At 58.7% G+C, this 21,876-nt stretch carries 19 protein-coding genes; 9 read left to right on the top strand and 10 right to left on the bottom strand.

Annotated elements, in window-relative coordinates:
* From QZ517_RS14015 to QZ517_RS13975, 9 genes are all read left to right on the top strand, one after another.
* Nucleotides 1-2,528: formate dehydrogenase subunit alpha (locus QZ517_RS14015; protein WP_294227953.1), on the top strand; the 2,528-nt coding region annotated here is incomplete at its 5' end.
* Between the two features lie 12 nt (nt 2,529-2,540).
* Nucleotides 2,541-3,134 carry a formate dehydrogenase FDH3 subunit beta gene (gene fdh3B / locus QZ517_RS14010; RefSeq protein WP_294227951.1) on the top strand — a complete coding sequence of 198 codons (594 nt, stop codon included), beginning with the start codon at nt 2,541-2,543 and terminating at the stop codon, nt 3,132-3,134.
* 107 nt (nt 3,135-3,241) lie between these two features.
* Nucleotides 3,242-4,459: a formate dehydrogenase subunit gamma gene (locus QZ517_RS14005; protein ID WP_294227950.1), complete on the top strand. Its 1,218-nt coding sequence runs from the start codon at nt 3,242-3,244 to the stop codon at nt 4,457-4,459.
* 3 nt (nt 4,460-4,462) lie between these two features.
* Complete coding sequence (locus QZ517_RS14000) at nt 4,463-5,761, top strand: c-type cytochrome (RefSeq protein ID WP_294227948.1); 1,299 nt, start codon at nt 4,463-4,465, stop codon at nt 5,759-5,761.
* Nucleotide 5,762: 1 nt separating this feature from the next.
* Nucleotides 5,763-5,888, top strand: coding sequence for a hypothetical protein (locus QZ517_RS13995; RefSeq protein WP_294227946.1), 126 nt, complete (start codon nt 5,763-5,765; stop codon nt 5,886-5,888).
* 3 nt (nt 5,889-5,891) lie between these two features.
* A complete protein-coding gene (locus QZ517_RS13990) occupies nt 5,892-7,286 on the top strand; it encodes a sigma-54 dependent transcriptional regulator (RefSeq protein ID WP_294227944.1) in 1,395 nt (464 codons plus the stop codon).
* Nucleotides 7,287-7,350: 64 nt separating this feature from the next.
* Nucleotides 7,351-9,294, top strand: coding sequence for a HAMP domain-containing sensor histidine kinase (locus QZ517_RS13985; RefSeq protein ID WP_294227942.1), 1,944 nt, complete (start codon nt 7,351-7,353; stop codon nt 9,292-9,294).
* 138 nt (nt 9,295-9,432) lie between these two features.
* Complete coding sequence (locus QZ517_RS13980) at nt 9,433-11,139, top strand: cyclic peptide export ABC transporter (RefSeq protein ID WP_294227940.1); 1,707 nt, start codon at nt 9,433-9,435, stop codon at nt 11,137-11,139.
* A gap of 4 nt (nt 11,140-11,143) precedes the next feature.
* On the top strand, nt 11,144-11,926 hold the full coding sequence (locus QZ517_RS13975) for a hypothetical protein (protein ID WP_294227938.1): 783 nt from the start codon (nt 11,144-11,146) through the stop codon (nt 11,924-11,926).
* Here the strand turns inward: QZ517_RS13975 and QZ517_RS13970 are convergent.
* The 10 genes from QZ517_RS13970 to QZ517_RS13925 all read right to left on the bottom strand — a co-directional run.
* Nucleotides 11,902-12,513: a CDP-alcohol phosphatidyltransferase family protein gene (locus tag QZ517_RS13970; RefSeq protein ID WP_294227935.1), complete on the bottom strand. Its 612-nt coding sequence runs from the start codon at nt 12,511-12,513 to the stop codon at nt 11,902-11,904. The genes QZ517_RS13975 and QZ517_RS13970 overlap by 25 nt on opposite strands.
* An 11-nt stretch (nt 12,514-12,524) precedes the next feature.
* Nucleotides 12,525-14,051, bottom strand: a complete 1,527-nt coding sequence (locus QZ517_RS13965; protein ID WP_294227932.1) for an FGGY family carbohydrate kinase — start codon at nt 14,049-14,051, stop codon at nt 12,525-12,527.
* Between the two features lie 107 nt (nt 14,052-14,158).
* A complete protein-coding gene (locus tag QZ517_RS13960) occupies nt 14,159-15,277 on the bottom strand; it encodes a glycosyltransferase family 4 protein (protein WP_294227930.1) in 1,119 nt (372 codons plus the stop codon).
* A complete protein-coding gene (locus QZ517_RS13955) occupies nt 15,274-16,425 on the bottom strand; it encodes an LptF/LptG family permease (RefSeq protein ID WP_294227928.1) in 1,152 nt (383 codons plus the stop codon). The genes QZ517_RS13960 and QZ517_RS13955 overlap by 4 nt, the downstream gene beginning before the upstream one ends.
* Nucleotides 16,422-17,570 carry an LptF/LptG family permease gene (locus QZ517_RS13950; RefSeq protein WP_294227926.1) on the bottom strand — a complete coding sequence of 383 codons (1,149 nt, stop codon included), beginning with the start codon at nt 17,568-17,570 and terminating at the stop codon, nt 16,422-16,424. Before QZ517_RS13950 ends, QZ517_RS13955 begins: the two co-directional genes overlap by 4 nt.
* A 40-nt stretch (nt 17,571-17,610) precedes the next feature.
* Nucleotides 17,611-18,498, bottom strand: a complete 888-nt coding sequence (locus QZ517_RS13945; RefSeq protein WP_294227924.1) for a phosphatidate cytidylyltransferase — start codon at nt 18,496-18,498, stop codon at nt 17,611-17,613.
* Nucleotides 18,495-19,292, bottom strand: a complete 798-nt coding sequence (locus QZ517_RS13940) for an SDR family oxidoreductase (RefSeq protein ID WP_294227922.1) — start codon at nt 19,290-19,292, stop codon at nt 18,495-18,497. The genes QZ517_RS13945 and QZ517_RS13940 overlap by 4 nt, the downstream gene beginning before the upstream one ends.
* Nucleotides 19,292-20,404, bottom strand: coding sequence for an inositol-3-phosphate synthase (locus QZ517_RS13935; RefSeq protein WP_294227920.1), 1,113 nt, complete (start codon nt 20,402-20,404; stop codon nt 19,292-19,294). The genes QZ517_RS13940 and QZ517_RS13935 overlap by 1 nt, the downstream gene beginning before the upstream one ends.
* Nucleotides 20,401-20,889, bottom strand: a complete 489-nt coding sequence (locus tag QZ517_RS13930; RefSeq protein ID WP_294227955.1) for a DUF4833 domain-containing protein — start codon at nt 20,887-20,889, stop codon at nt 20,401-20,403. The genes QZ517_RS13935 and QZ517_RS13930 overlap by 4 nt, the downstream gene beginning before the upstream one ends.
* A gap of 172 nt (nt 20,890-21,061) precedes the next feature.
* The coding region (locus QZ517_RS13925; protein ID WP_294227918.1) for an aminotransferase class I/II-fold pyridoxal phosphate-dependent enzyme at nt 21,062-21,876 on the bottom strand (815 nt) is incomplete at its 5' end.

Raw genomic sequence — 21,876 nt, 5'->3', positions numbered from 1 at the left:
GCCTGAAGTACCCGATGAAAAAAGAGGGTGGTGAGTGGAAGCGCATCAGCTGGGAACAGGCGATCGACGAGATCGGCGACGGCATGATGAAGATCCGCGAAGAAAGCGGCCCTGACAGCGTGTATTGGCTGGGTTCAGCCAAGAGCAACAACGAACAGGCGTATCTGTTCCGCAAGTTTGCTGCCTATTGGGGCACCAACAACGTGGATCACCAGGCACGTATCTGTCACTCCACCACTGTTGCGGGTGTTGCGAACACATGGGGCTACGGCGCCATGACCAACTCCTACAACGACATCCACAATTCCAAAGCCATCTTCATCATTGGCGGCAACCCGGCCGAAGCCCACCCGGTTTCCCTGTTGCACCTGCTGCGCGCAAAAGAGCGCAACAACGCGCCAGTGATTGTGTGTGACCCCCGCTTTACGCGGACGGCTGCGCATGCGGATGAGTATGTGCGTTTCCGTCCCGGCACCGATGTGGCGCTGGTTTGGGGCATCTTGTGGCATATCTTCGAAAACGGTTGGGAAGACAAAGAGTTCATCCGCACCCGCGTTTGGGGCATGGACCAGATCCGTGAAGAAGTGCGCAATTGGAACCCGGAAGAAGTTGAACGTGTGACCGGCGCGCCTGCTGAGCAGCTGCGCCGCGTGGCCCGTACGTTGGTCAACAACCGTCCAGGCACCGTGATTTGGTGTATGGGTGGCACACAGCACTCGACCGGCAACAACAACACCCGTGCATATTGCATTCTGCAGTTGGCTCTTGGCAACATGGGCACCTCAGGTGGTGGCACAAACATCTTCCGTGGCCACGACAACGTACAGGGCGCAACCGACCTTGGTGTTCTGTCTCACACTTTGCCGGGCTACTACGGCCTGTCCAAAGGCGCTTGGGCGCATTGGGCCCGTGTCTGGGAAGAAGATGGTGAGTGGCTGGGCAATCAGTTTGCCAAAACCACCGCTGCTGACGGCAAAGAGAAGTCGCTCCAGAACCTGACCGGTATCCCCGTGTCACGCTGGATCGATGGTGTGCTTGAAGACCCTGACAACATGGACAACCCGGACAAAGTTCGAGCCATGGTGCTTTGGGGGCATGCGCCCAACTCTCAGACGCGCGGCAAGGAAATGAAAACGGCAATGGAAAAGCTGGACATGCTGGTCGTGGTTGACCCGTATCCCACCGTTTCCGCTGTACTTCATGACCGTACCGATGGTGTCTACCTGTTGCCAGCCTGTACGCAGTTTGAGACCCGCGGGTCTGTGACCGCGTCCAACCGGTCGTTCCAGTGGCGTGATCAGATTGTGGCACCGCTCTTTGAGAGCAAGCCGGACCACGAGATCATGGGCCTGTTTGCCAACAAGTTTGGCTGGGCTGATCGTTTCTTCCGCAACATCGAGATGGAAGACGAAAACACACCCAACATTGAAAGCGTTACACGCGAGTTCAATAAGGGTCTGTGGACAATTGGCTACACGGGTCAAACGCCGGAGCGCCTTAAGAAGCACATGGCAAACCAGCATACCTTTGACCGCACCACATTGCGCGCCAACGGTGGGCCTGCAGATGGCGACTACTACGGTCTGCCATGGCCATGTTGGGGCACCGCTGAGATGAACCATCCAGGCACGCCAAACCTCTACGACATGTCCAAACGTGTCTCTGAGGGTGGTTTGACCTTCCGCGCCCGCTTTGGTGTGGAACGTGATGGTCAGAACCTCTTGGCTGAAGGTGTCGCAAGCCTCGATTCCGAAATTCAGGACGGTTATCCCGAGTTCACCATGCAAATGCTGATGGACCTTGGTTGGGATGGTGATCTGACGGATGAAGAGCGTGCCTCTATTGAGGCTGTGGCTGGTCCAAAGACCAACTGGAAAACCGACCTGTCGGGCGGTATCCAGCGGGTTGCGATCAAACACGAGTGTGCGCCCTTTGGGAACGCTAAGGCCCGTGCCGTTGTGTGGACCTTCCCAGACCCAGTGCCTGTGCACCGCGAACCGCTCTATACGTCGCGGCGTGATCTGGTCGAAGACTATCCGACCTATGAGGACCGGAAGTTCTATCGCCTGCCAACCATGTATGCCTCCATCCAGAAGAACGACTTCAGCAAAGACTATCCGCTGGTTCTGACCTCTGGGCGTTTGGTGGAATACGAAGGTGGCGGTGAAGAAACCCGCTCCAACCCGTGGCTGGCTGAACTGCAGCAAGACATGTTTGTCGAGATCAATCCGCGTGATGCGAACAATCTTGGTGTGCGGGATCGTGCGCAGGTTTGGGTCGAGGGTGCGGAAGGTGCCAAGGTCAAAGTGATGGCCATGGTGACCAACCGAGTCGGCGAAGGTGTGGTGTTCATGCCGTTCCACTTTGGTGGCCACTTCGAAGGAGAGGACTTGCGGAGCAAATACCCCGCCGGTGCCGATCCATATGTGTTGGGTGAAAGCGCCAACACGGCGCAGACCTATGGCTATGACAGCGTGACCCAGATGCAGGAGACTAAGTGTACTCTCTGCAAAATCTGGGCAGCATAAGGAGAAAGAGAAATGGCACGAAGTAAGTTTCTCTGCGACGCGGAACGCTGCATTGAATGTAACGCCTGCGTCACGGCCTGTAAGAACGAGCACGAGGTGCCTTGGGGCATCAACCGGCGTCGTGTTGTAACCATCAACGACGGCAACCCGGGTGAACGTTCGATCTCGGTGGCATGTATGCACTGTTCAGACGCGCCGTGTATGGCCGTGTGTCCGGTGGATTGCTTCTACCAGACCGAAGAAGGTGTTGTCCTCCACTCCAAAGACCTCTGCATTGGCTGTGGTTACTGTTTCTATGCGTGTCCGTTTGGCGCGCCGCAGTATCCTCAGGCAGGCAACTTTGGCAGCCGTGGCAAGATGGACAAATGTACCTTCTGCGCAGGTGGCCCCGAAGAGAACCATTCCAATGCGGAGTTCTCCAAATACGGTCGCAACCGGATTGCAGAAGGCAAGCTGCCTCTCTGCGCTGAGATGTGCTCCACCAAAGCGCTGCTGGCGGGAGACGGGGACGTCGTGTCCGCCATCTACCGTGAGCGTGTTGTGGCGCGCGGCTTTGGGTCCGGCGCTTGGGGCTGGGGTACAGCCTACGAACAGAAAGGCGGCTAAGGCCAAGCTTTCTACTGTTGGCGGCGCAGAGTTCTGCGCCGCCAACACACACCATTCAAATATCTCACATGAGATGCGGCGGCTTTCCATGAAGGAAAGGTCCGCTAATGACCTATTCAAGTATCGAGGATGTGATGCGCGCGCTTCTCTGGATTGCACTAAGTTTTATGTTGGCCTTGCCAAGTTTCGCTCAAGAGGCGCCCGATCGCGATGCGACAGGTGGCGCCCAGACGCTGGAAGACATTATGGCCCGTCAGCGAGGCGAGACGCTGGATGACAGCTTTCGTCGTGACGCAACCGGCCAAGGCAACGTTGAGGCGTTGATTGGGCAGCTTGGCACCCGTGGTGGTGCCTCCGATGCGGAAGTTTTCCGCGCGCTGCGTTATGGCAGCGCCGATACAACAACTGCGGCCCGCGGTCCTACGTCCGGATTGCTGATTCAAGATTCCGGCATGAAATGGCTGTCGTTCCGCGAAGGTCCGCTGCTGCGTTACGGCCTGATTTTCCTTGGCGTGATGACGGCGGCGATCCTGGCCTTCTACCTGTATCGCGGAAAGATTTTGATCGACGGCCCTAAAACCGGTCGCATGATCATCCGATTTGACGCCTTTGAGCGGTTTAGCCACTGGGTCATGGGGGTGAGTTTTATCCTGCTTGGATTGAGCGGGCTCTACCTGATTGCCGGGCGAAAATTCTTGATCCCCTGGATGGGGCACGGGGTTTATGCCGACATCGCTGAGGCTGGCAAATGGGTACACAACAACATCTCCTGGGCCTTCATGATCAGCCTGGTGTTCGTGTTTATCCTGTGGGTCAAACACAACATCCCGGACCGTGGTGACATTCAGTGGATGGCCAAGGCTGGTGGTCTTTTTTCCAAAGGCGTTCACCCGCCCGCAAAGAAGTTTAATGCCGGTCAGAAAATCATTTTCTGGTCTGTGATCATTCTGGGCTTCTCGATCTCCCTGTCAGGTGTGGCGCTGTTGTTCCCATTTGAAGTGTCGGTGTTTGCCAAGACTTTCCAGATCGTCAACATGACCGGCCTGCCAAACCTGATCATGGGAGCGCCGCTTCCTGAAGTCTTGAGCCCTTATGAAGAAATGCAGCTGTCACAGCTGTGGCACGGCATCGTCGCATTCTTGTTCATCGGCATCATCATCGCACACATCTACCTCGGCAGCGTGGGCATGGAAGGGGCGATCGAGACCATGGCAACCGGTGAGGTGGATGAACAATGGGCCAAGGAGCACCATTCCATCTGGTACGACGAAGAAATGGCGAAGGCCAAAGAAGCCACCTCAGACCAAGCCACACCTGCGGAATGAGCCATGCGGGTTTGGGCACCTCTTCTGGTACTCTTGTTGTGGCCAGCGGTTTTGCTGGCGGGAGAATTCTTCACGCTTGAAGGCCATGGTGGTCCCATCAAAGGGATAGCCGTGTCGCCGAACGGGCAGCGCATTTTGACCGCCAGTTTTGACAACGCGGTGGGACTTTGGGCAGAGCGCGCTCCCATTTGGTTGGAGGGGCACGAAGCGGCGGTGAACACCGTGGCCTTTGTGGACGACAATCACGCGGTGTCCGGCGGAGATGACTTTGCGGTCCTCCTTTGGGATTTGACTGCAGGGACATCCAAAGAGCTCGGGCGGCACAATGGCAAAGTGATGTCTGTTCGGGTGTCCAAGGATCGGCAAATGGTTGCGTCTGCGAGCTGGGATGGAACTGTTGGTCTCTGGCCTTTGAAAGGCGGCGCACCACATTTCATTGAGGTTGGTGCAAACGTCAACGATGTTGCGTTTTCGGAAGATGGCGTGCTGCTTTATACCGGCGCGTCCGACGGGAAGGTCCGCATCTATGATGTTGCCGCCGGCGACCTGCATCAGTTGTTGTTGTCCAATGGGTTTGGCGTCAACACTCTGGTTTTAAACGAACAGGCAGGGTGGTTGGCGTATGGCGCCGTGGATGGGGTGACAAAGATTGTCGACGCAACCACAGCAAAGTTGATCAAAGACGTGACCCTGGAGCGGCGTCCCATTCTTGCAATGGCGATAGATTCGAAGAACCAGCACCTCGCGGTCGGGGATGGCGAAGGTTTTATTCTTCTACTGAGCACGGAGGATTGGTCCATCACCAACGATTTTCGTGCCACCCATCGCGGGCCGATTTGGGCGTTGGCGTTTTCGGTGGATGGCGGCAATATCCACGCCGCTGGCTTGGACGACGCGATGTTCAGTTGGCCAATGGCTGATCCCGACGACATGCCGCGCATGGTTGCCCATGACCGCGCCTTCTTAAATGGGGACGACAGCGCCTCCAACGGCGAACGCCAGTTTCAACGCAAATGCTCCATTTGCCACACGTTGACCGGAGACAGCGCACGTCGGGCTGGACCAACTCTTAAAAACGTATTTGGGCGCCGCGCAGGGGCTGTGGCCGACTACAGCTATTCCGACACCTTACAGACATCAGACATTGTCTGGTCGGCGCACACCATCGATGCGCTTTTTGATTTGGGACCAGACGTGTATATTGCGGGTACAAAAATGCCAGTTCAGCGCATTGCCCGCGCAGAGGATCGTGCAGATCTCATCGAGTTTCTGCGGACTTACAGCGACATCAAGGACGACTGAGATGAAAACTTTTTTGCTAGCCTGTGTAACCGTCGCAGGGATTTCTGTTGTGGCCTATTACGGGCTGCACACCCTGGGCTTTTCAACTACTGAGGCGGGCACTGGACCCTCGGTGCGACTGGACTAAACAATGAACCAACTTGAACGACCACACACACAATCCCGGAGCAAAGACCGTGCGTCTTCCGAATTTGGCATGGGGCTTTCTGCAGCTTCAGTCCTTGTGGTCGATGATGAGCCCGGCATTCGCAATTTTATTGTGAAAATTCTCGAACCGGTGGTCGCACGGGTGGAACAAGCGGCCAACACCGATGTGGCGAGCCGCCTGTTGGATGCGAACCACTTTGACATTGTGATTTTGGACAATGTCATGCCGGGCACAACCGGTCTGAAATGGCTGGTTGAACAGCGCAAGTTGGGGTTCTTTGCCGACACCATTCTGATCACCGCTTTTGCCGATATGGACACGGCCATTGAGGCCATGCGGGCAGGCGCGGTGGATTTTGTGCTCAAACCGTTCCGATCCAACCAGATCCTCAACGCCGTGGCGCGCTGTGTGGATCGGGTGAATCTGCGGCGGGAAAACTACCTGCTCAAATATGAGCTGGCCTCCGGCAACGAGCAGGTGCGCGCGCGATTGCTTGGCAGTTCACCAGAGATTGAAATCATCCGGGCCACCATGGCGCGGGCAGCGCCTTTGCCGACACCGGTTCTACTGACAGGGGACACTGGCACTGGCAAAGAAGTCGCGGCACGGGCCATACACCTCATGTCGCCACGCGCGGAAAAGCCTTTTGTGCCCATCAATTGTGCCACAATCGCCGGTGACATGATCGAACACGAATTGTTTGGTCATATCCGCCAGGATGCAGGTGGGCGCACAGTGCGGCATGACGGGGTGTTTATGAATGCCAATGGCGGCACGCTTTATCTTGACGAGATTGTCGAACTGCCATTGCCGGTGCAGGCGGCCTTACTACGGGTGATCGAGCAGCGCAAAATTCGCCCTGTGGGATCGTCTCGTGAGGTGCCCCTCGATTTGCGATTCCTGTTTGCCACCAACGCCGACATGGAAGCGGCTGTGCAGGACGGCCGATTGCGCGAAGACCTGTTTCACCGGATCAATGTGCTCAACATTCAAATGCCGTCGCTGCGCACGCGCAATGGGGATTTGAAAGAGCTGGCGTTGATGTTCATTCAGCAAATTTCCAAGTCGTTGGGTGTGCCGCCGCTGACCTTGTCTGAAGGTGTTCTGCTGAACATGGCGCGGTACGATTGGCCCGGTAACGTGCGGGAATTGCGCAACCTTATTGAGCGGTCGTTGATTGTTGGCGAGTGGGCGTCGGAATTTGCGGTTGGCGGATCTGACGAAGAAGTCGAAGCGGTGGACAGTCTGGCAGCTGTGGAACGGCGGCACATTTTGACTGTGTTGGACGCCTGCGACGGCAACCGCGCGGAGGCGGCCCGGCGTTTGGGCATTTCGCGCAAAACCATCGACCGAAAATGTGCGATGTGGAATGACTGAGACGCCTGAGTCTCAACCCACCCCAACTAAAGCGCCACACCGGCGCCGCGGTGCGTCAGTGCGGATGCGCCTTTTGTCCATCGCGCTGCTGCCCACCCTCGTGATTATGCCGATGTTTTTCATCGTAACGGCGGTCAATTGGTCGTCGCGATTTGACAACCTATTGATTGCAAAAGTAAATGGCGAGCTGACCATTGCGCAGCAGTACCTCAGTCAACTGTTGGAAAACAGTGATCTGCGCATGCAGGCGTTGGCGGAAAGCTCGGCGTTTGTGGATCGCGTGGTGTCGCAAGATCGCAATGCCGTCCTGACCCTGTTGGATGTCAAAAAGTCCGAGATGGGGCTCGACTTTCTGTACTACATAAATGCGGATGGGGCAGTGTGGTCTTCGCCCCGGTTTGCCGATGACATGGGGCTGACCAAATGGCCGGTTGTGTCACAAGCGCTTGCGGGCACAGGCTCCGCGCACATTGACATCTTTAGCAAGTTTGATCTCGGCCAAGTCTCTGACAATCTTGCAGAAAAGGCGCGGATCAATCTGGTGCCGACGCAAGCTGCGGTGCCAACTGATCGCACTGAAGAAACCCGTGGCATGGTGGTGCACGCCGCCACCCCGGTGGTTGGCAGTGGGCGCAACGGGGCGCTGGTGGGCGGCGTGTTGCTGAACCGCAACCTGACGTTCATCGATACCATCAACGATCTGGTTTACCCGACCGCCAGTTTGACCGAGGGCAGCCAAGGCACAGCCACACTTTTCTTAGAGGATGTAAGGGTTTCCACCAATGTGCGCCTGTTTCAAGACGAGCGCGCGTTGGGCACAAGGGTGTCAGAAGCGGTCTATGAAACGGTCTTGGAGCGTGGTGAAATCTGGCTCGACCGGGCATTTGTGGTGAATGACTGGTATATCTCGGCCTATGAGCCGATCTTGGACAGCTTTGGTGAGCGGGTCGGCATGCTTTATGTTGGCTTTCTGGACCAACCGTTTCGCGATGCGAAGTTTTCAACCATCCTGAATTTTGCCGCTGCTTTTGTGGTTATCATATTGATTTCAGTGCCAATTTTCTTGCGGTGGGCGCGTCAGATTTTTGCCCCTCTTGAACGCATGGTGCGCACCATTGGGCGGGTTGAAGAAGGTGATTTGAACGCGCGGACGCGGGTTGAGGATGGCGGGGAAATCGGCCGTGTTGCGGCGCAGATGGACAACCTGCTGGAGCAAATTCAGGAGCGAGATCGGGAACTTACGCGGCGGGTGGTGGCGCGGACGCGGGATTTGGAAGAGGCCAATCGCCGCCTTGAGGCGACCTCCAAGCAATTGGTCGTTTCGGAGAAATTGGCCGCAGTGGGTGAGATTGCGGCCGGGATTGCGCATGAGATCAACAATCCGGTGCAGGTGATTCAGGGCAATTTGGATGTGGTGCGCGTGCAATTGGGCGATGATGCGGATCAAATCAGCACCGAGTTGCGGCTGATTGATGAGCAGACTCACTCCATTTTTCTAATTGTGAACAAGCTGTTGCAGTTCACCCGCCCGGATGAGTATGCAGAAGGCAGTGAGGAGCACCGCCCGGCAGATATTATCAGCGACACTTTGCCCCTGGTGCAGCACCTTCTGAGCAAAGGGCACATTGACCTGTCCTTGGAGTTGGACAGTCTTAAGGCAATCTCAATCAACCGAACGGAGCTGCAACAAATCCTGATCAATCTGATGGTCAATGCAATCCATGCGATGCCAGAGGGCGGCGCCCTAAATGTGGGGGCGTTGGATGAAGAGAGAGATGGGAAAGCTGGCGTTTTGCTCTTTGTGAAAGACACCGGTGTGGGCATGAAGCCGGAGCTTTTGACCCGAATTTTTGATCCGTTTTTCACAACAAAACAAGGTGAAGGCACCGGGTTGGGCCTGTCGATCACCCGCAAGCTGGTGGAGCGATACGACGGGGAGATTGAGGCGGACAGCGTGGTTGGGCAAGGCACCGAATTTCGGGTCTGGTTCCCGGTCACGTCGGCCTGAGACTTACCCCAAGAACCCCAAAAACCGGTCCAAATTTGCAACGTCGGTATTGCGTCAGTATCGCGACTGTATTGCGGTGGTGGCGGTTTTGCGGGCAAAACCCGTTAACACAGGGCGTGAAGGCCAAATTTTGTTGATATGAATTCAGACGTGGACATAACGGACAGCGCACCGAAGTCGGGATTTTCTGCCGTGTTGCGTCAGCGGACCGAAGTTGCGCGGTTTTTGCTGGATGCAGGAATGGGCCTACGCGACCCGATTGTTTGGCTCACCCTGATCTCCGGCCTCAGTCGCGCGGGCATGATTTTTGCCATCAATGAAACCGCGCGCAGTCACTCCGAGGGGCTTGGCTGGTCAGTCTGGCTTTTGCTGATTTGCGCCGCCGGAATGGTGGTCTCAGCATATTTTCAAAAGGTGCGGGCCTTTACTTTGATCACCCGCATCGAGGCGCAGATGCGCCATCGGCTTTCCAAGCAGCTTTTGCGAGCCAACATCGATTTCCTGATCTCCGGGCGGCACGGCAAAGTTTACGGCGCGATGACAGCCGAGGTGAACCAGCTGGCGCAGGCGGTGATCCATCTGGTGGAGGCGATTGGCGCGGCGATTGTGCTGCTGTTTGCCATTCCCTATCTGTTTTTTGTGAGTTGGATTGCCGGCGTCGCTGCGGTGGCGGCCATTGCACTTGGCGGGATTGGCTTTGCCCTGATGGACGGGCCCGCGCGGGTCTGGGCCTTGAAGGCGTCCGATAGTTTTGCCGCCTATTGTGACCGTGTCAGCGACATGCTGAGCGGCTGGAAAGAGCTTCGGCTCAGGGCCAGCCGCCGGGAAGCGCTGGAGGCCGAAACCAAAGATGTGATTGCGGCGCAGGTGGCGCATAAAATGCGCTCTGAGCGGTTGTTTGCAGCCAGCACCGGCGGGGGGCAAGTCGCGGTGGCGCTGTTGATGTGTTTTGTGGTGATCGTGCTGCCGCAGATGCAGGGTGGCGACGCGATTGTGATGTTTCAGGTGCTGACCATCATCTTTCTGGTGAACGGGCCTACGGAGTTGGTGTTCAACACGCTGCCGGTTTTGAGCCGGGCCGAGAATAGCTTTTACAAGATCAAGGCCGTTGAGGCGGAGTTGAGCGCAGCGCAGAGTTTGGCGCTGACGGCGGAGCCGACGCTTTTGGAGAGTTTTGAAGAGATTGTCCTGCGTGGTGTTGAAGCCAGCGTCGGGGAGGCACGGGACGGTGTGGTGCCGTTTCATCTGGGGCCCATTGACCTGAGCTTTCATCCCGGTGAGACGGTATTCATCTGTGGTGGCAATGGGTCAGGCAAAACCACGCTGTTGTCGCTGATCACAGGGATGCGGCATCCACAGGCCGGGGAAATCACGCTGGATGGTGTGGTTCTTGAGGGCACAACAACCGCCAGCTATCGCGAACTGTTTTCAGCGGTGTTTGCGCAGTATCACCTGTTTGACCACGCCTATGGTTTGACCGAGGCGGAGTTGGCTGGGTTGGCGGCGCGGATCGCGCAGCTGGGCTTGGCGCAGCGGGTGCAACTGTTGGGTGACAAGTTCTCCAATACCGCCCTCTCCGCCGGGCAAAGCCGCCGCTTGGCGCTGGCTGTGGCTTTGGCGGAGCAGCGGCCTATCATTGTGCTGGATGAGTTTGCCGCCGATCAGGACCCGGCCAACCGGGCGTTCTTTTACGACGTGTTGATGCCGGAATTGTCAGCATCCGGGCGGCTTGTCTTGGCGGTGACACATGATGATCACCAATTTGAGAAATGTGATCGCTTGATCAAAATGGAGGCGGGGCGCATCGTGTCAGATGAGCGTATGCCACGCCGCAAAGAGGTTTGAAGGTATGAGTGAAACACAATGGCGTCCGGCGCTGAGCACTGGTTGGGCGATGCTGGTGTCCCTGATCACAACCGGATTTGTCACCGTGTTGGTGAATGCGCAAATCTATTCCGCGCGGTGGAAATTTACGGCTTTCTACCCGGAGAAAACCGCCGAGCGGCCGTATACCATCAGCGAGTCCATTGGGGACCCGCGCATTGGCGAACCTTTTGCTGATTGGCTTTTGCTTGGCGCGCCGGTTTTGTTCGTCGGGGTGTGCCTGTTGACGTTGCCAACATTGCGGGAGCTGCGAGCCAGTGGCAATGGCACGCGGCGGATTGCTGTGCTCACCTGGATTGTGGTGGTGTTGCAACTGTTGGCCTGTGTTGGTCTGGTGATCTTAAGCCAATACAGGTTCCCGCATTTTCGCGATGAGCACATGGCGGGCAGCTATTTGTTCTTCTTCAGCCAAGCGTTTGTTGTGGTCTTTGGCGAGGTGTTGTCCCGCAGCTACGCCGCGTTGGGGCCGGAGGGGCAGGTTGCGGGGCGCGTTTGGTCACCGCGGTTTGCCGGATGGCGACGGGTGTACGTTTGGGTGCCGATCCTGCTTGGCGTTGGTTACCTGTGCCTGTTCTTGGGCAAGGGCTATGCGCCAGAGGCGATCCGGTTTGAGGTCTATTTGGCCTATGTCAGCACGGAGTTGTTTCTGCTGAGTTCGTTTTTGTTTTACGTGATGAGTTATGCGCCGGATATGTGGTGTGCGTGGAAAGCAAGCCGGGCGCGCTATTCGTCGCTGGAAGCGTCCTGAGCGCGGAGCATCTGTGTGGCGCGGTGGGCGCGTTGCAGGGCGGTGACATGCGTGAGAATGGCAAATCCGGCAAGGCCCCAGGTGATGGCGGTGTCGCCAAGCGCGCCCGCGATCAGCAGCATGGCACAGAGGTAGATAATACGTTCAAGACGCTCAAAGAAATCGGGCCAATCCGTGTTGGACACCGGCATTTCGATGGCGGTGCGGGCTTTGGCGTAAGATGTGATCACCGAGCCTGAGAAACAGGCCAGCGCTAGCGGCCAGGCGTCAAACATATGGGCCAGCGTGGCGAGCACGGCAAGCTCCTGGTAGCGGTCGACCATGGCGTCAAAATAGCCGCCAGCTTTGGTCGACATATTGCGGCGGCGCGCCACCGCGCCGTCCAATGCGTCAAACACAAAGGCGACGATCAGCGTGACGCCATAAAGCGCGGGCGATTGGTGCCAGAGGTAGGCCAGCGACACTAAGATGATCAGCATCAGACCAATGAAGGTGACTTGATTTGGCGTCAGACGGGCTTTCACCAAGGGCGTGGCCATGGCTTCCCACAGCGGGTCGATGGTGGATTTCATCAGGCCATCAATCATGGTGGTGTCCTTCAGGTGTAGCTGCGGATCGCAAGGCGGCGGATTTTGGCAAGCCGGTCTGCGCGGGCGGCGAGTTGGGCTGTGCGGTTGGGGTTTGGCGTGTAGCTGGCGGAGGTGCGGGTCTTGAGCGTGGCGGCGGCGTCACAGACGCTGTTGGCCCAGCCCATCATGGGAGCGGCGAGCGTGGCGGTGCCCAGCATGCCGGCGTGGCGGGCCGCGCAGACGCGGATGTCGCGGTTGAGTGCGTCGGCGAGGGTTTGGGCAAAAACCGGGTCAGAGGCAACGCCGCCAACGATGGAAACAGGGCCCGTGGTTTGGGCGCCTTTTTCGCGCACCACTTTGGACATGGCCCAGCGCAGGTTGAGCGCAACCCCTTCGATGGCGGCGCGGCGCAGGGCGTTTTTGTCGTGGTGCAGGCTGAGGCCATGGAACGTTCCGCGCAGGGCAGAGTTGTCGACCGGGACACGTTCCCCAGCCAGCCAGGGCAGGAAGAACGGATCGTCATCTTGCGGCGTGCCGATGTCGGCAAAGCGGGTGTCTTTGGCGCCGTTGCCGGTGAGCTGGCAGACCCAATCAAGCGCGGAGCCGGCGTTTTCCTGGCTGGCGATCAGCAAGGGGCGATAGTTCAAGCCCGAAGTGATGGTGGCGTAGGAATGCGCCACCGAGAGGTGGCGGTTGGGAAAAAAACCGGCGATCCAGGCGGAAGTGGCCACGGAGATGTGCAGCGCGCCGTCGGCGACTTCGCCGGACCCCAGTGCTGAGGCCATGACATCTGAGGTGCCACCGAGAACTTTCACTGACGCATCCAAGCCAAGCTCTGCGGCGGCTTGGGGTGTGAGCGTTCCGACGATGCTGTCAGCCTGGGTGATGGGCGCAAGTTTGGCGCGCTCAATCCCGGTGAGGGCGCAGAGCGTGTCGGACCAGCCTTCGCGGCCTGTGCGACTGTCCATGACCCAGCTTAGGTTGGCGCTTTCGGGGCTGGTGGTCATTTCGCCGGTGGCGCGGTGCACCAGCCAGTCTTTCACATCCACCATCCAGCGGGTTTTGGCATAGATCTCCGGTTCCTGCTGCATGACCCAGAGCATCTTTGCGGTCGGGTCCATACCATTTTTGGCAGGCGCGCCATTGGCCAAGCGCAGCCATTTCAACAGGCGCGGCAGGTTATATCCGTGCACCTCCGGAAAGCCGCCGGTGAGTTTTTTGCCCAGAGGGGCGGCGCGTTTGTCCAGCCATGTCAGGCAAGGGCGCAAGGGGGTGCCATTGGCGTCAGCGCAGATCACGCCACAGAGCTGTGAAGAAAACACCAGCGCGGCGGCGCGTTTGGACAGATCCGGCACCTCTTGGCGTAGAGTGGCCAGCGCATGAGCCAGCGCCCCCCACCAATCTTCCGGGGATTGTTCGGCAATGCCGCCGGTCTTTAAAACCAGAGGATAGCTTTCGGTGACACGGGCCAAAACCGTGAGGGTGCTGTCGACAACGCCCACTTTCACGCCGGAGGTGCCAAAGTCGGCTGATATGACCAAATCGCCCTGTGTCACTCAGCTCACCTCAAAATTCTGTCGTCATAAAATAGTGCCTTTCGCAGGCAAAAACCCTGTCACTGGTGTGACATGGGGTCGGCAAGTTTGGCAAGGGGCGGAACACCTTAGGTTGGAGCGGCCAAGGCTTGTGCGAATAATTTCACATATTCCGGACCAACGGTGGACACGTCAAATTCCATGGCGTGGGCGGCGGCCCAGCTGGCCAATTGAGCGCGCTTGTCGGGAGCTCGTGCCAGCTTGATGAGTTTCCGCGACAGTGCGCCAGCGTCTCCCGGGGGCACCAGCAGGTCTTCGCCCGCACCGGTCATCACAGTGGCAAAGCCTTCGTTGGCGGCGGCGACCGGCAAAGTGCCAGCCGCCATGGCCTCGATCAGCACAAGGCCAAAGCTTTCGCCGTGCAGGGCTGGCGCGGCAAATATGTCAGCGGAGGCAATCAGGGCGCGGGCCTCGGCATTATTGGGCGGCGGTTGGAAAGTCACGCGATGCAGATTGGCCGCTTGCGCGCGCAGAGCGGTTTCTTCTTCGCCTTGCCCGGCGATGACCAATTCGGCGTTAGGGACAGCAGCGGCGACGGTGCGCCATGCGTCGAGCAGGACAGACACACCTTTGCGGGCTTCCAAGCGGCCCATGTAGACAACGCGGAACGTCTCAGAAGGTTTGTCGGCCTCGCCGGCTGCTCGCCACTTTGACAGGTCAATGGTGGGCGGCAGGATGGCAGGCAATGGGGTGGCACCGGCGGCCTCCCATTGGCGATACGGCGCCGTGGAGGGTACCACCACACGGCTGATCCGGCGGTTGAAGTAGTGGCCCACGCGGCGCAGGGCGGCGGACATTGGGTCAAAGCCTGCGTTCTCCGGCAGGGTCGCGTGGAAGGTGGCGATGCTGGGCAATTTGAGTGCGCGCCACATCTGCCACGGCAAAAGCGGGGTCCATGGCGTGTGAATGTGGATGACCTCCGCGCCCCAAGAGTGCAGCTCCGTCACGGCGGCTTTGATCTCTCCGCGAGTGGCGCGGCTGACTTCAAAACTGGTGCCATGGATTGACCATGGTCGGGAGCTGCCCACTGTCATGAGGCCGTCCTCGGTGTGATGTGGATCCCCGGGTGGGGCCACAATGCGCACCTCGTGGCCTTGGGTGCGGCACCAGGCGGCAAGATCCCGGATGTTGCTTTGCACTCCGCCAGGGCGGTCCATGGCGTAGGGTGTGAGTTGCACAATCTTCATGGGATGCTCCTCACGGGGCGGCGGAGGCTTGGCAGGTATCCGGCCTGATAGAGCTGCAAGAGCGTGGCGAGGCCAAGTGCAAACAAGGCTGGCAGAGTGGCGGCGAGCATGGGTGGCAGCACGCCATGAATGCCAAGCGCCCAGAAGACTTTCACGGAGACCACGGAGAGGTAACCGATGGTGGCGAGGGCCAAGAGTCTGAACGGCGCAAGGCGGCGGTCACGTATGCCGAGGCTGGCGAGGCTCACCCCAAGGAAGGCAAAAATGCCGGGCAAGAAGAGCGCCACTTTGCGCACCGCAAGCGCGGTGGCGGCGTCTGGTGCGGTGGGCGTGGTCGATGATGTGTCAGTAGCGACAACGGCGCGGGCGGCATCGTTGGGCAGGTAGTAGCCGTCGATGCCATACCAGCGCAGTTTTTCGAAAGACACATTGAGCGCTATGTCGAGTTTTGGCTCAAAGATTGGTGGCGTGTTGGCGGAGACGTCCCAAATTGTCACGTTTCTGAGGGTCCAAACGTTATGCAGGCCACGTGTGATGGCGGTCTCCGCATGTAGAATGTGGGTGAGCACAGGTTGGTCAAGGCCGTCAAACAACATCAGGTTGCTGAGTTGCGCATTTGCGCCGCGGGTGACGGTGGCGCGTATGGCGCGGGTGTCGGTCAGTATCCATTGGGTGCCCACATCCGTCTCGAAGTAGCGGTTGCCGTAGTCGCCCAAGTTGGCCGTGACCTGTGCCCGCACAGCTGCGGGGCGCAGCCAGTTTTCACCTGCCATTTGGACCGTTCCGAGCAACAGCCCGGTGATCATCAAGGCAGTCAGGCGCAGGCTTGGGCTGGCCCCAGCTGCGGCCAGCACCACGTCGTCCAGACGTTGGTGACGCAGCAAGGTCACGACGAAGCCCCCTGCGACACAGGCCATAGTCAAAAGGCGGGTAATGATGTCTGTGCTGCGATAGCCAATGTAGGGAAAGAGCACCTGCCACAGGCTGGCGTCGGTTGTCTCGGCGCGGGCGCGCACAGTGTCGAGCCAGTTGGCCAGATCGATGGTCAGGGCGACCACCAACAGGACAAACATCATAAACCCAATGGCGGCCAGATCACCGCGCACCATGGCGCGCACGGCGAGGCCTGTGTGGCGCCGCCAGCTCATGACCGGCCTCGGTGCGGAGTCATCAAGGCTTCGCCGCGCCAGAGTAGGTAGGCAAGTGGTGGGCCGAGGTAGAGGAGGGACGCGATGAGCAGAACGCTGGGCGTGGAAACCACGGCAGACCATTCTGCCAGAAGGGCGCGGCTGGCGACGTCGCAGGACATCATCAGAAGTGCGGCCAGCGGTAAGGCAGCGTGGCGCCACGGACCTGCGCCCCCCACCAACAATGCAGCAAGCGCCAAAAGGCCGGCCATGGGCACCATTAGGGCACGGGTGATGAGGCGGGTCAGCTGGGCTGGTTCATTTGAGTTGAGATCCAGCAACCGTTCGGCAGCCGTGCGGGTTGTGTCGGGTGCAGGCAGGGCGTCTGACAATTGAAAGGCAAAGCTGGCCTGTGTGGTGGTGAAACGGTTGAGAGGTCTGGTCTGATCGTTGGGGTAGGGCGCTTCGAGTACCGAGAGTGATTGAAGCGTGATGGTGTGGGTGTCTGCCGGGGCGGGGTCGGTGACCTGCCAATCCTGGGACCGCGCCACACGCCAATTGCCGGTCACGTTGGGTTGAAACACAAACAGCTGGCCGCGGGTTTGGGCGGCGCCTTGAGCGGGGTTGGCGATGAACGTGGTGTCGCGGATGGTTTGCACAGTGGGTTGGGAGCTGCCGTTTTTGATCTGGGACAGGACGTGATCTTTCTGCAGCTCGGCCAGCGCAAGGCGTTCGCCAAATTTGGCCATCGGCAGGATGAGACCGGCGTTTAGGAAGCTGAGCGCGCCGCCGAGGACGCCCAACGTCAGCACAAAGGCAATCACGCGGGCCCAATGGATGCCAGCGGTGGCAAGGATCACCAGCTCGCCACGATTGCGGGCGTCTTGGGTGGCAAAATAGGTGGCGATCAGCAGGCTCATGGCGAGGGCCAGGTCGAGGATTTCCGGGGTTTTGAAGCTGAGCAGGTGCAGCACGTCGCGGGCGGTGCCGCCGTAGCGCAGGGCGTGCTCCATGAGTGTGGTGAAGCTTTCGGCGAGAAAGATTGCCTCGATCACCAGGAGCAGTAGCAAAAGGCGCAGGACTAACGGCTTGCCCAGTACGCGCACAATTGGCAGCCTTGGTAGCGGCAGCGCAAATTTGTGAATGGTGCGGCGGTGTTGGCTCATATGGTGAGTGTCACTGTCAAAGCGGGGGCTGGCAAGCCTCTCACCATAGTTGGGCAAAGATGTGCAGCGCGGTGAGGCCGGCACCGGCGGCGATCCAGCTGTCGAGGCTGTCGAGCAAGCCACCTTGGCGCGGTAGGACTTGGGAGTAGTCTTTCACGCCCGCGATGCGCTTGTGGCGGGAGGCGGAGAGGTCGCCAACCACGGCTAGGACACCGACCAGGAGCGCGGTGAGCGCGGTGGGTAGGAGCGGCAGGCCGAGGATGGCGGCGGTTATGAGAGAGAGGGCCGCAAGCGAGGCAGCGCCGCCAAGCAAGCCTGTGATGGTCTTATTGGGGCTGAGGGTCGGGAAGGCTTTGGTGCGGCCCCACATGGCGCCGAAGAACAAAGCAAAACTGTCGAAGATCTCGACCATCAGATAGGTGGCCAATAGAACAGCCGCGAGAGCTGGGTTTATGGTGCCGGAGGCAAGCAGGCAGGCGGGAAGCACTGGGAAGACCAGCATGTCGAGCACCTGCATATTACGGCTGTCTGGTCCCTTGGGGATCATAATCAAACGGGCAAAGCAGAGCAGCCAGAGACCCAAAATGGCCACAGGGGCGATAGAAACCAACATCGACATCAGCGCCAGCATGCCGGAAGACAGACCAAAGGCAATGCTTGTGCTGCGCTCGCCGGTGCGGACATGTGCGACCTCATAACTGATACGTGCAGTGATGAGGGGCATGGCGATCAGCAGGGCCTTGGTGCCCAGCAAGAAGAGCACCGTCAACGCCGCGATCAGGGCGGTGGCTGTGCCGAGGATTTTGCAGAATTCAACAGCGTCTTTGCGGCGGGCAGGCATCAAAGCCAGCACACCAATGATACCAAATCCAAAGACGTAGATCGCGGCAATGGCAGCGGCCACTTGAACCAAAGTCAGGTCAGTCATTTGGCCTCGTGTTTGCGGATGATCCGCCGTTGGTGCCAGCGCAGAAGTGGTGAAATCAGGCTGCTGAGGCCGTTCAGGAGCAGCATCTGCGGACCCGGTGTGACCACCGGCTTTCCTGCCTCCATGCCTTTGATCAGCCGTCCAGCCACATCCACCGGCTGCCAAAGGCCACCACCTTCAGTGATCTCCTGTGTCGCGCTGGGCTTGGTGCGTTTTTCGGCCTCAAGCTGGGGGGTGTCGGTGTCGGGCGGATAGATCAGTGTCACCGAGATGTTGGTGTTTTCCAACTCCAGATGCAGGATCTCCGCCAACCCGCGCAGGGCAAATTTGGACGGCGCATAAGCGCCATAGCCATAGATGCCAAAAAACGCTGCGCCGGAGGCAATCAGGCCAAAGCGCCCGCCCCCTGCCGCAGCCATGGGGCCGCGCAGCACCTCGATAAAAGTGAGTGTGCCAAAATAGTTCACAGCCATATGGCGCTGGTGCAGCTCAAACCGTTGCTCTCTAAACAGGCCTGGTTCTGCAATGCCCGCGCTGGCGATGGCCATGTCGGGGGCACCAAGTTTGCGGACCGCTGTCTTGAGCGTCTCGACAAAGCTATCGCGATTGGCGACATCCACGGCAAACACCTCGACCTCTATGTCGGGGGCGGCCTCAAGAAGCGCCTCGCGTGTAGCCAGCAGTTTGCCAGCATCCCGGGCAAACAACGCGAGGCTGTAGCCTTTGATGGCCAACTCCCACGCCGCCGCAAAGCCAATGCCACTGGAGCCGCCGGTGATAAAGGCCGTGGGCATCAGGCGCCCTCATTGACAAAGCGCAACACCACATCATGTGCGTCGGTGTCTTCGATCTGTTCTGGCGGGTGCTTGAAAAGGAAAGCGCAGGCCTCAGAAATAGGGCCAGCCAGGCCGCGGTCACAGGCGATGCGGGCAAGGCGGATCGCCACCAGAGCTTCGGCAGCGGCGTTGGGGCTGTCTTCTACATCCAGGCGCACTTCGATGTTAGTGCGGGCGCCGCCAAACAAGCGGCCTTCGAGACGCACATAGGCCACTTTGCGGTCTTTCAGCCACGGCACGTAGTCAGACGGGCCGATGCGGATGTCGGTGTCGTCCAGACGTTGCTCCATGGCGGCTTGCACCGCTTCGGTTTTGCTTTCGCGCTTGTTTATGAGGCGGGCGTTTTCGCTCATGTTGAGGAAATCAGTGTTGCCACCGACGTTGAGCTGATAGGTGCGGTCAACTTCCACGCCGCGCATTTCTGCCAGATTGGCAAGGGTGCGGTGCAGGATGGTGGCGCCCAATTGTGCCTTGAAGTCATCCCCAAGGATCGGGACACCTGCCGCGCGAAATTTCTCCGCCCAGACCGGATGGGAGGCGATGAATACGGGAATGCCGTTTACAACAGCCACGCCTGCCTCCAGTGCGCATTCGACGTAAAATTCCACCGCTTGCTGCGAGCCAACCGGCAGGAAGATGATCATCACCTGGGCGCTCAACTCTTTGAGCTTTGCAACAATCTCTTCTTTTGTCAGGGCGTTAGCGTCAGAAAGGCGGAAGCTGCGGTCGGCCGGGTTGGCCAACATATGCGACGCAACCCCATCCAGATCTGGACCGCGTAACACAGGTCCGGTTTGCTCCGTTAAATCGGTGTGAAACCGTTCGGTGCAATTGGGGGCGGCAAAAGCTGCCTCGCCCAACGACTTTCCAACTTTGCGGCTGTCGACATCAAACCCGGCGACCAATTCCACGTCACCCGGCGTGTAGCCTGCTAGCTCTGGAAAGCTGACCCCAACGGCCTCGTCGCCTAAGGCACGGCAGTAGGACACGCCTTGGATCAGCGAGCTTGCACAATTGCCAACACCAACAATGACAGTGCGGATTGGGGAAGATACAGGGGCATTGGTCATTCGGTATAAGCTCCGCCGGAAACGGCAATGGTATGGGTCACATAAAGACCGGTTAGCGGGTCATTTGTATAGAGGCGCAGGCGCGTGACTTTGGGAAAGAGGCCGCTCTCGTCCACGTCTAAATACGCGTAGATCAAGCGGTAGTCGCGGTTGTTGATCCGGGCAAATATGGCGGCAGAAAATGGCCCGGTTTGGCGCAGTTCCAACTCTTGGGATTTTAACCCATTAAAGGTAAAGCGCAGAGCGTTAGGCGTGTCGGACTTGCGCCACCTTACACCAAAGCCAAAAGCACGTTCATACCACCGCAGCGGCATGACTTGCCCATTTTCCTGAAAGCGGCGCCAATAGACAGCCACAGGCGTGTCGGTGTCCAGATTGCCGGACGCGTCAAAATGCGCGGTGTAAACCACGGTGTTGGCATTGATGGTGCGTTGCAGGAAAAACAGCTGATGCAGATCGGCCGGATGGCGGAACTGCGGGTTCACATGAGGCAAGTGCGATGTTTTGGTAAGGGACTGAGGCGCAAGAGATGGCTTTGCTGATGCGCTAGTGGTGGTCAGGCACAAACATGCGAGGGCCAATGTCACGAAGGCCCAGACTCCGTTGAGGGACCGGCAAATGCCCGGCATGGTCCTGATGGCGTTCCCAGTCATGCCGCTATTCCGCGCTCAGCCGTTGTCGGGTGGCTGTGGCTGTGGTCAGCGCCACCGCTACAGCAGAAATCACCCGATCGATGTCGGCCTCGGAGTGGGCTGCGGAAATGAAAAAGCGGATGCGTGGCATGTCTTTGGGGATGCCAACGTGCACCACGGGGGGCGCGTAGATGCCTTGTTGCATCAACGCCTCGGCCACAAACACACAGTCATCCGGCGTTTCAAACAGGATGGGTACGACGGCTTCGCCAACGGCGGTGCCAGTGTTTAAACCGGCCGCAGCCGCCTTGCGCATGAAATACTGTGAGTTGGCGCGCAGTTTGGTCACACGTTCGGGTTCCTGGCGCAATAGGCGCAAGGCGGCATGGGCACTGGCGGTTGTGGCGGGGGGTAGGCCCACGGAATAGACAAAGCCCGGCAAGCAGAAGCGCATCCATTCGATCACATCGGCGTTGGCGGCGATGAAACCGCCAGAGGATGCAAAACTTTTGGATAAGGTGCCAATGGCGACGTCCACCCGTGTTGGGTCTTCGCCAAAATGCTCGCACAATCCACGTCCGGTTTCTCCCAAAACACCATAAGAGTGCGCCTCGTCCAGCAGGAGCCAGGCGTCATAGGCGTCTTTGAGGGCCAAAAGGCGGGGCAGATCGGTGATGTCGCCATCCATGGAGAACAGCCCGTCGGTGCAGATCAACACCCGACCATAGTCTGCGCGATGTGTGTGCAGCAGGCGTTCCAGGTCGTCGAGATCGTTGTGGGCGTAGGTTTCCATGCGGGCTTTCACACCGCGCGCGCCCACCATGATGGAATTGTGCGAGA

This window comes from uncultured Shimia sp. (assembly GCF_913054185.1).
Taxonomy (GTDB): Bacteria; Pseudomonadota; Alphaproteobacteria; order Rhodobacterales; family Rhodobacteraceae; genus Shimia.
The sequence above is the reverse complement of the archived record's forward strand: the minus strand, read 5'-3'. Positions and strand labels throughout refer to the sequence as shown.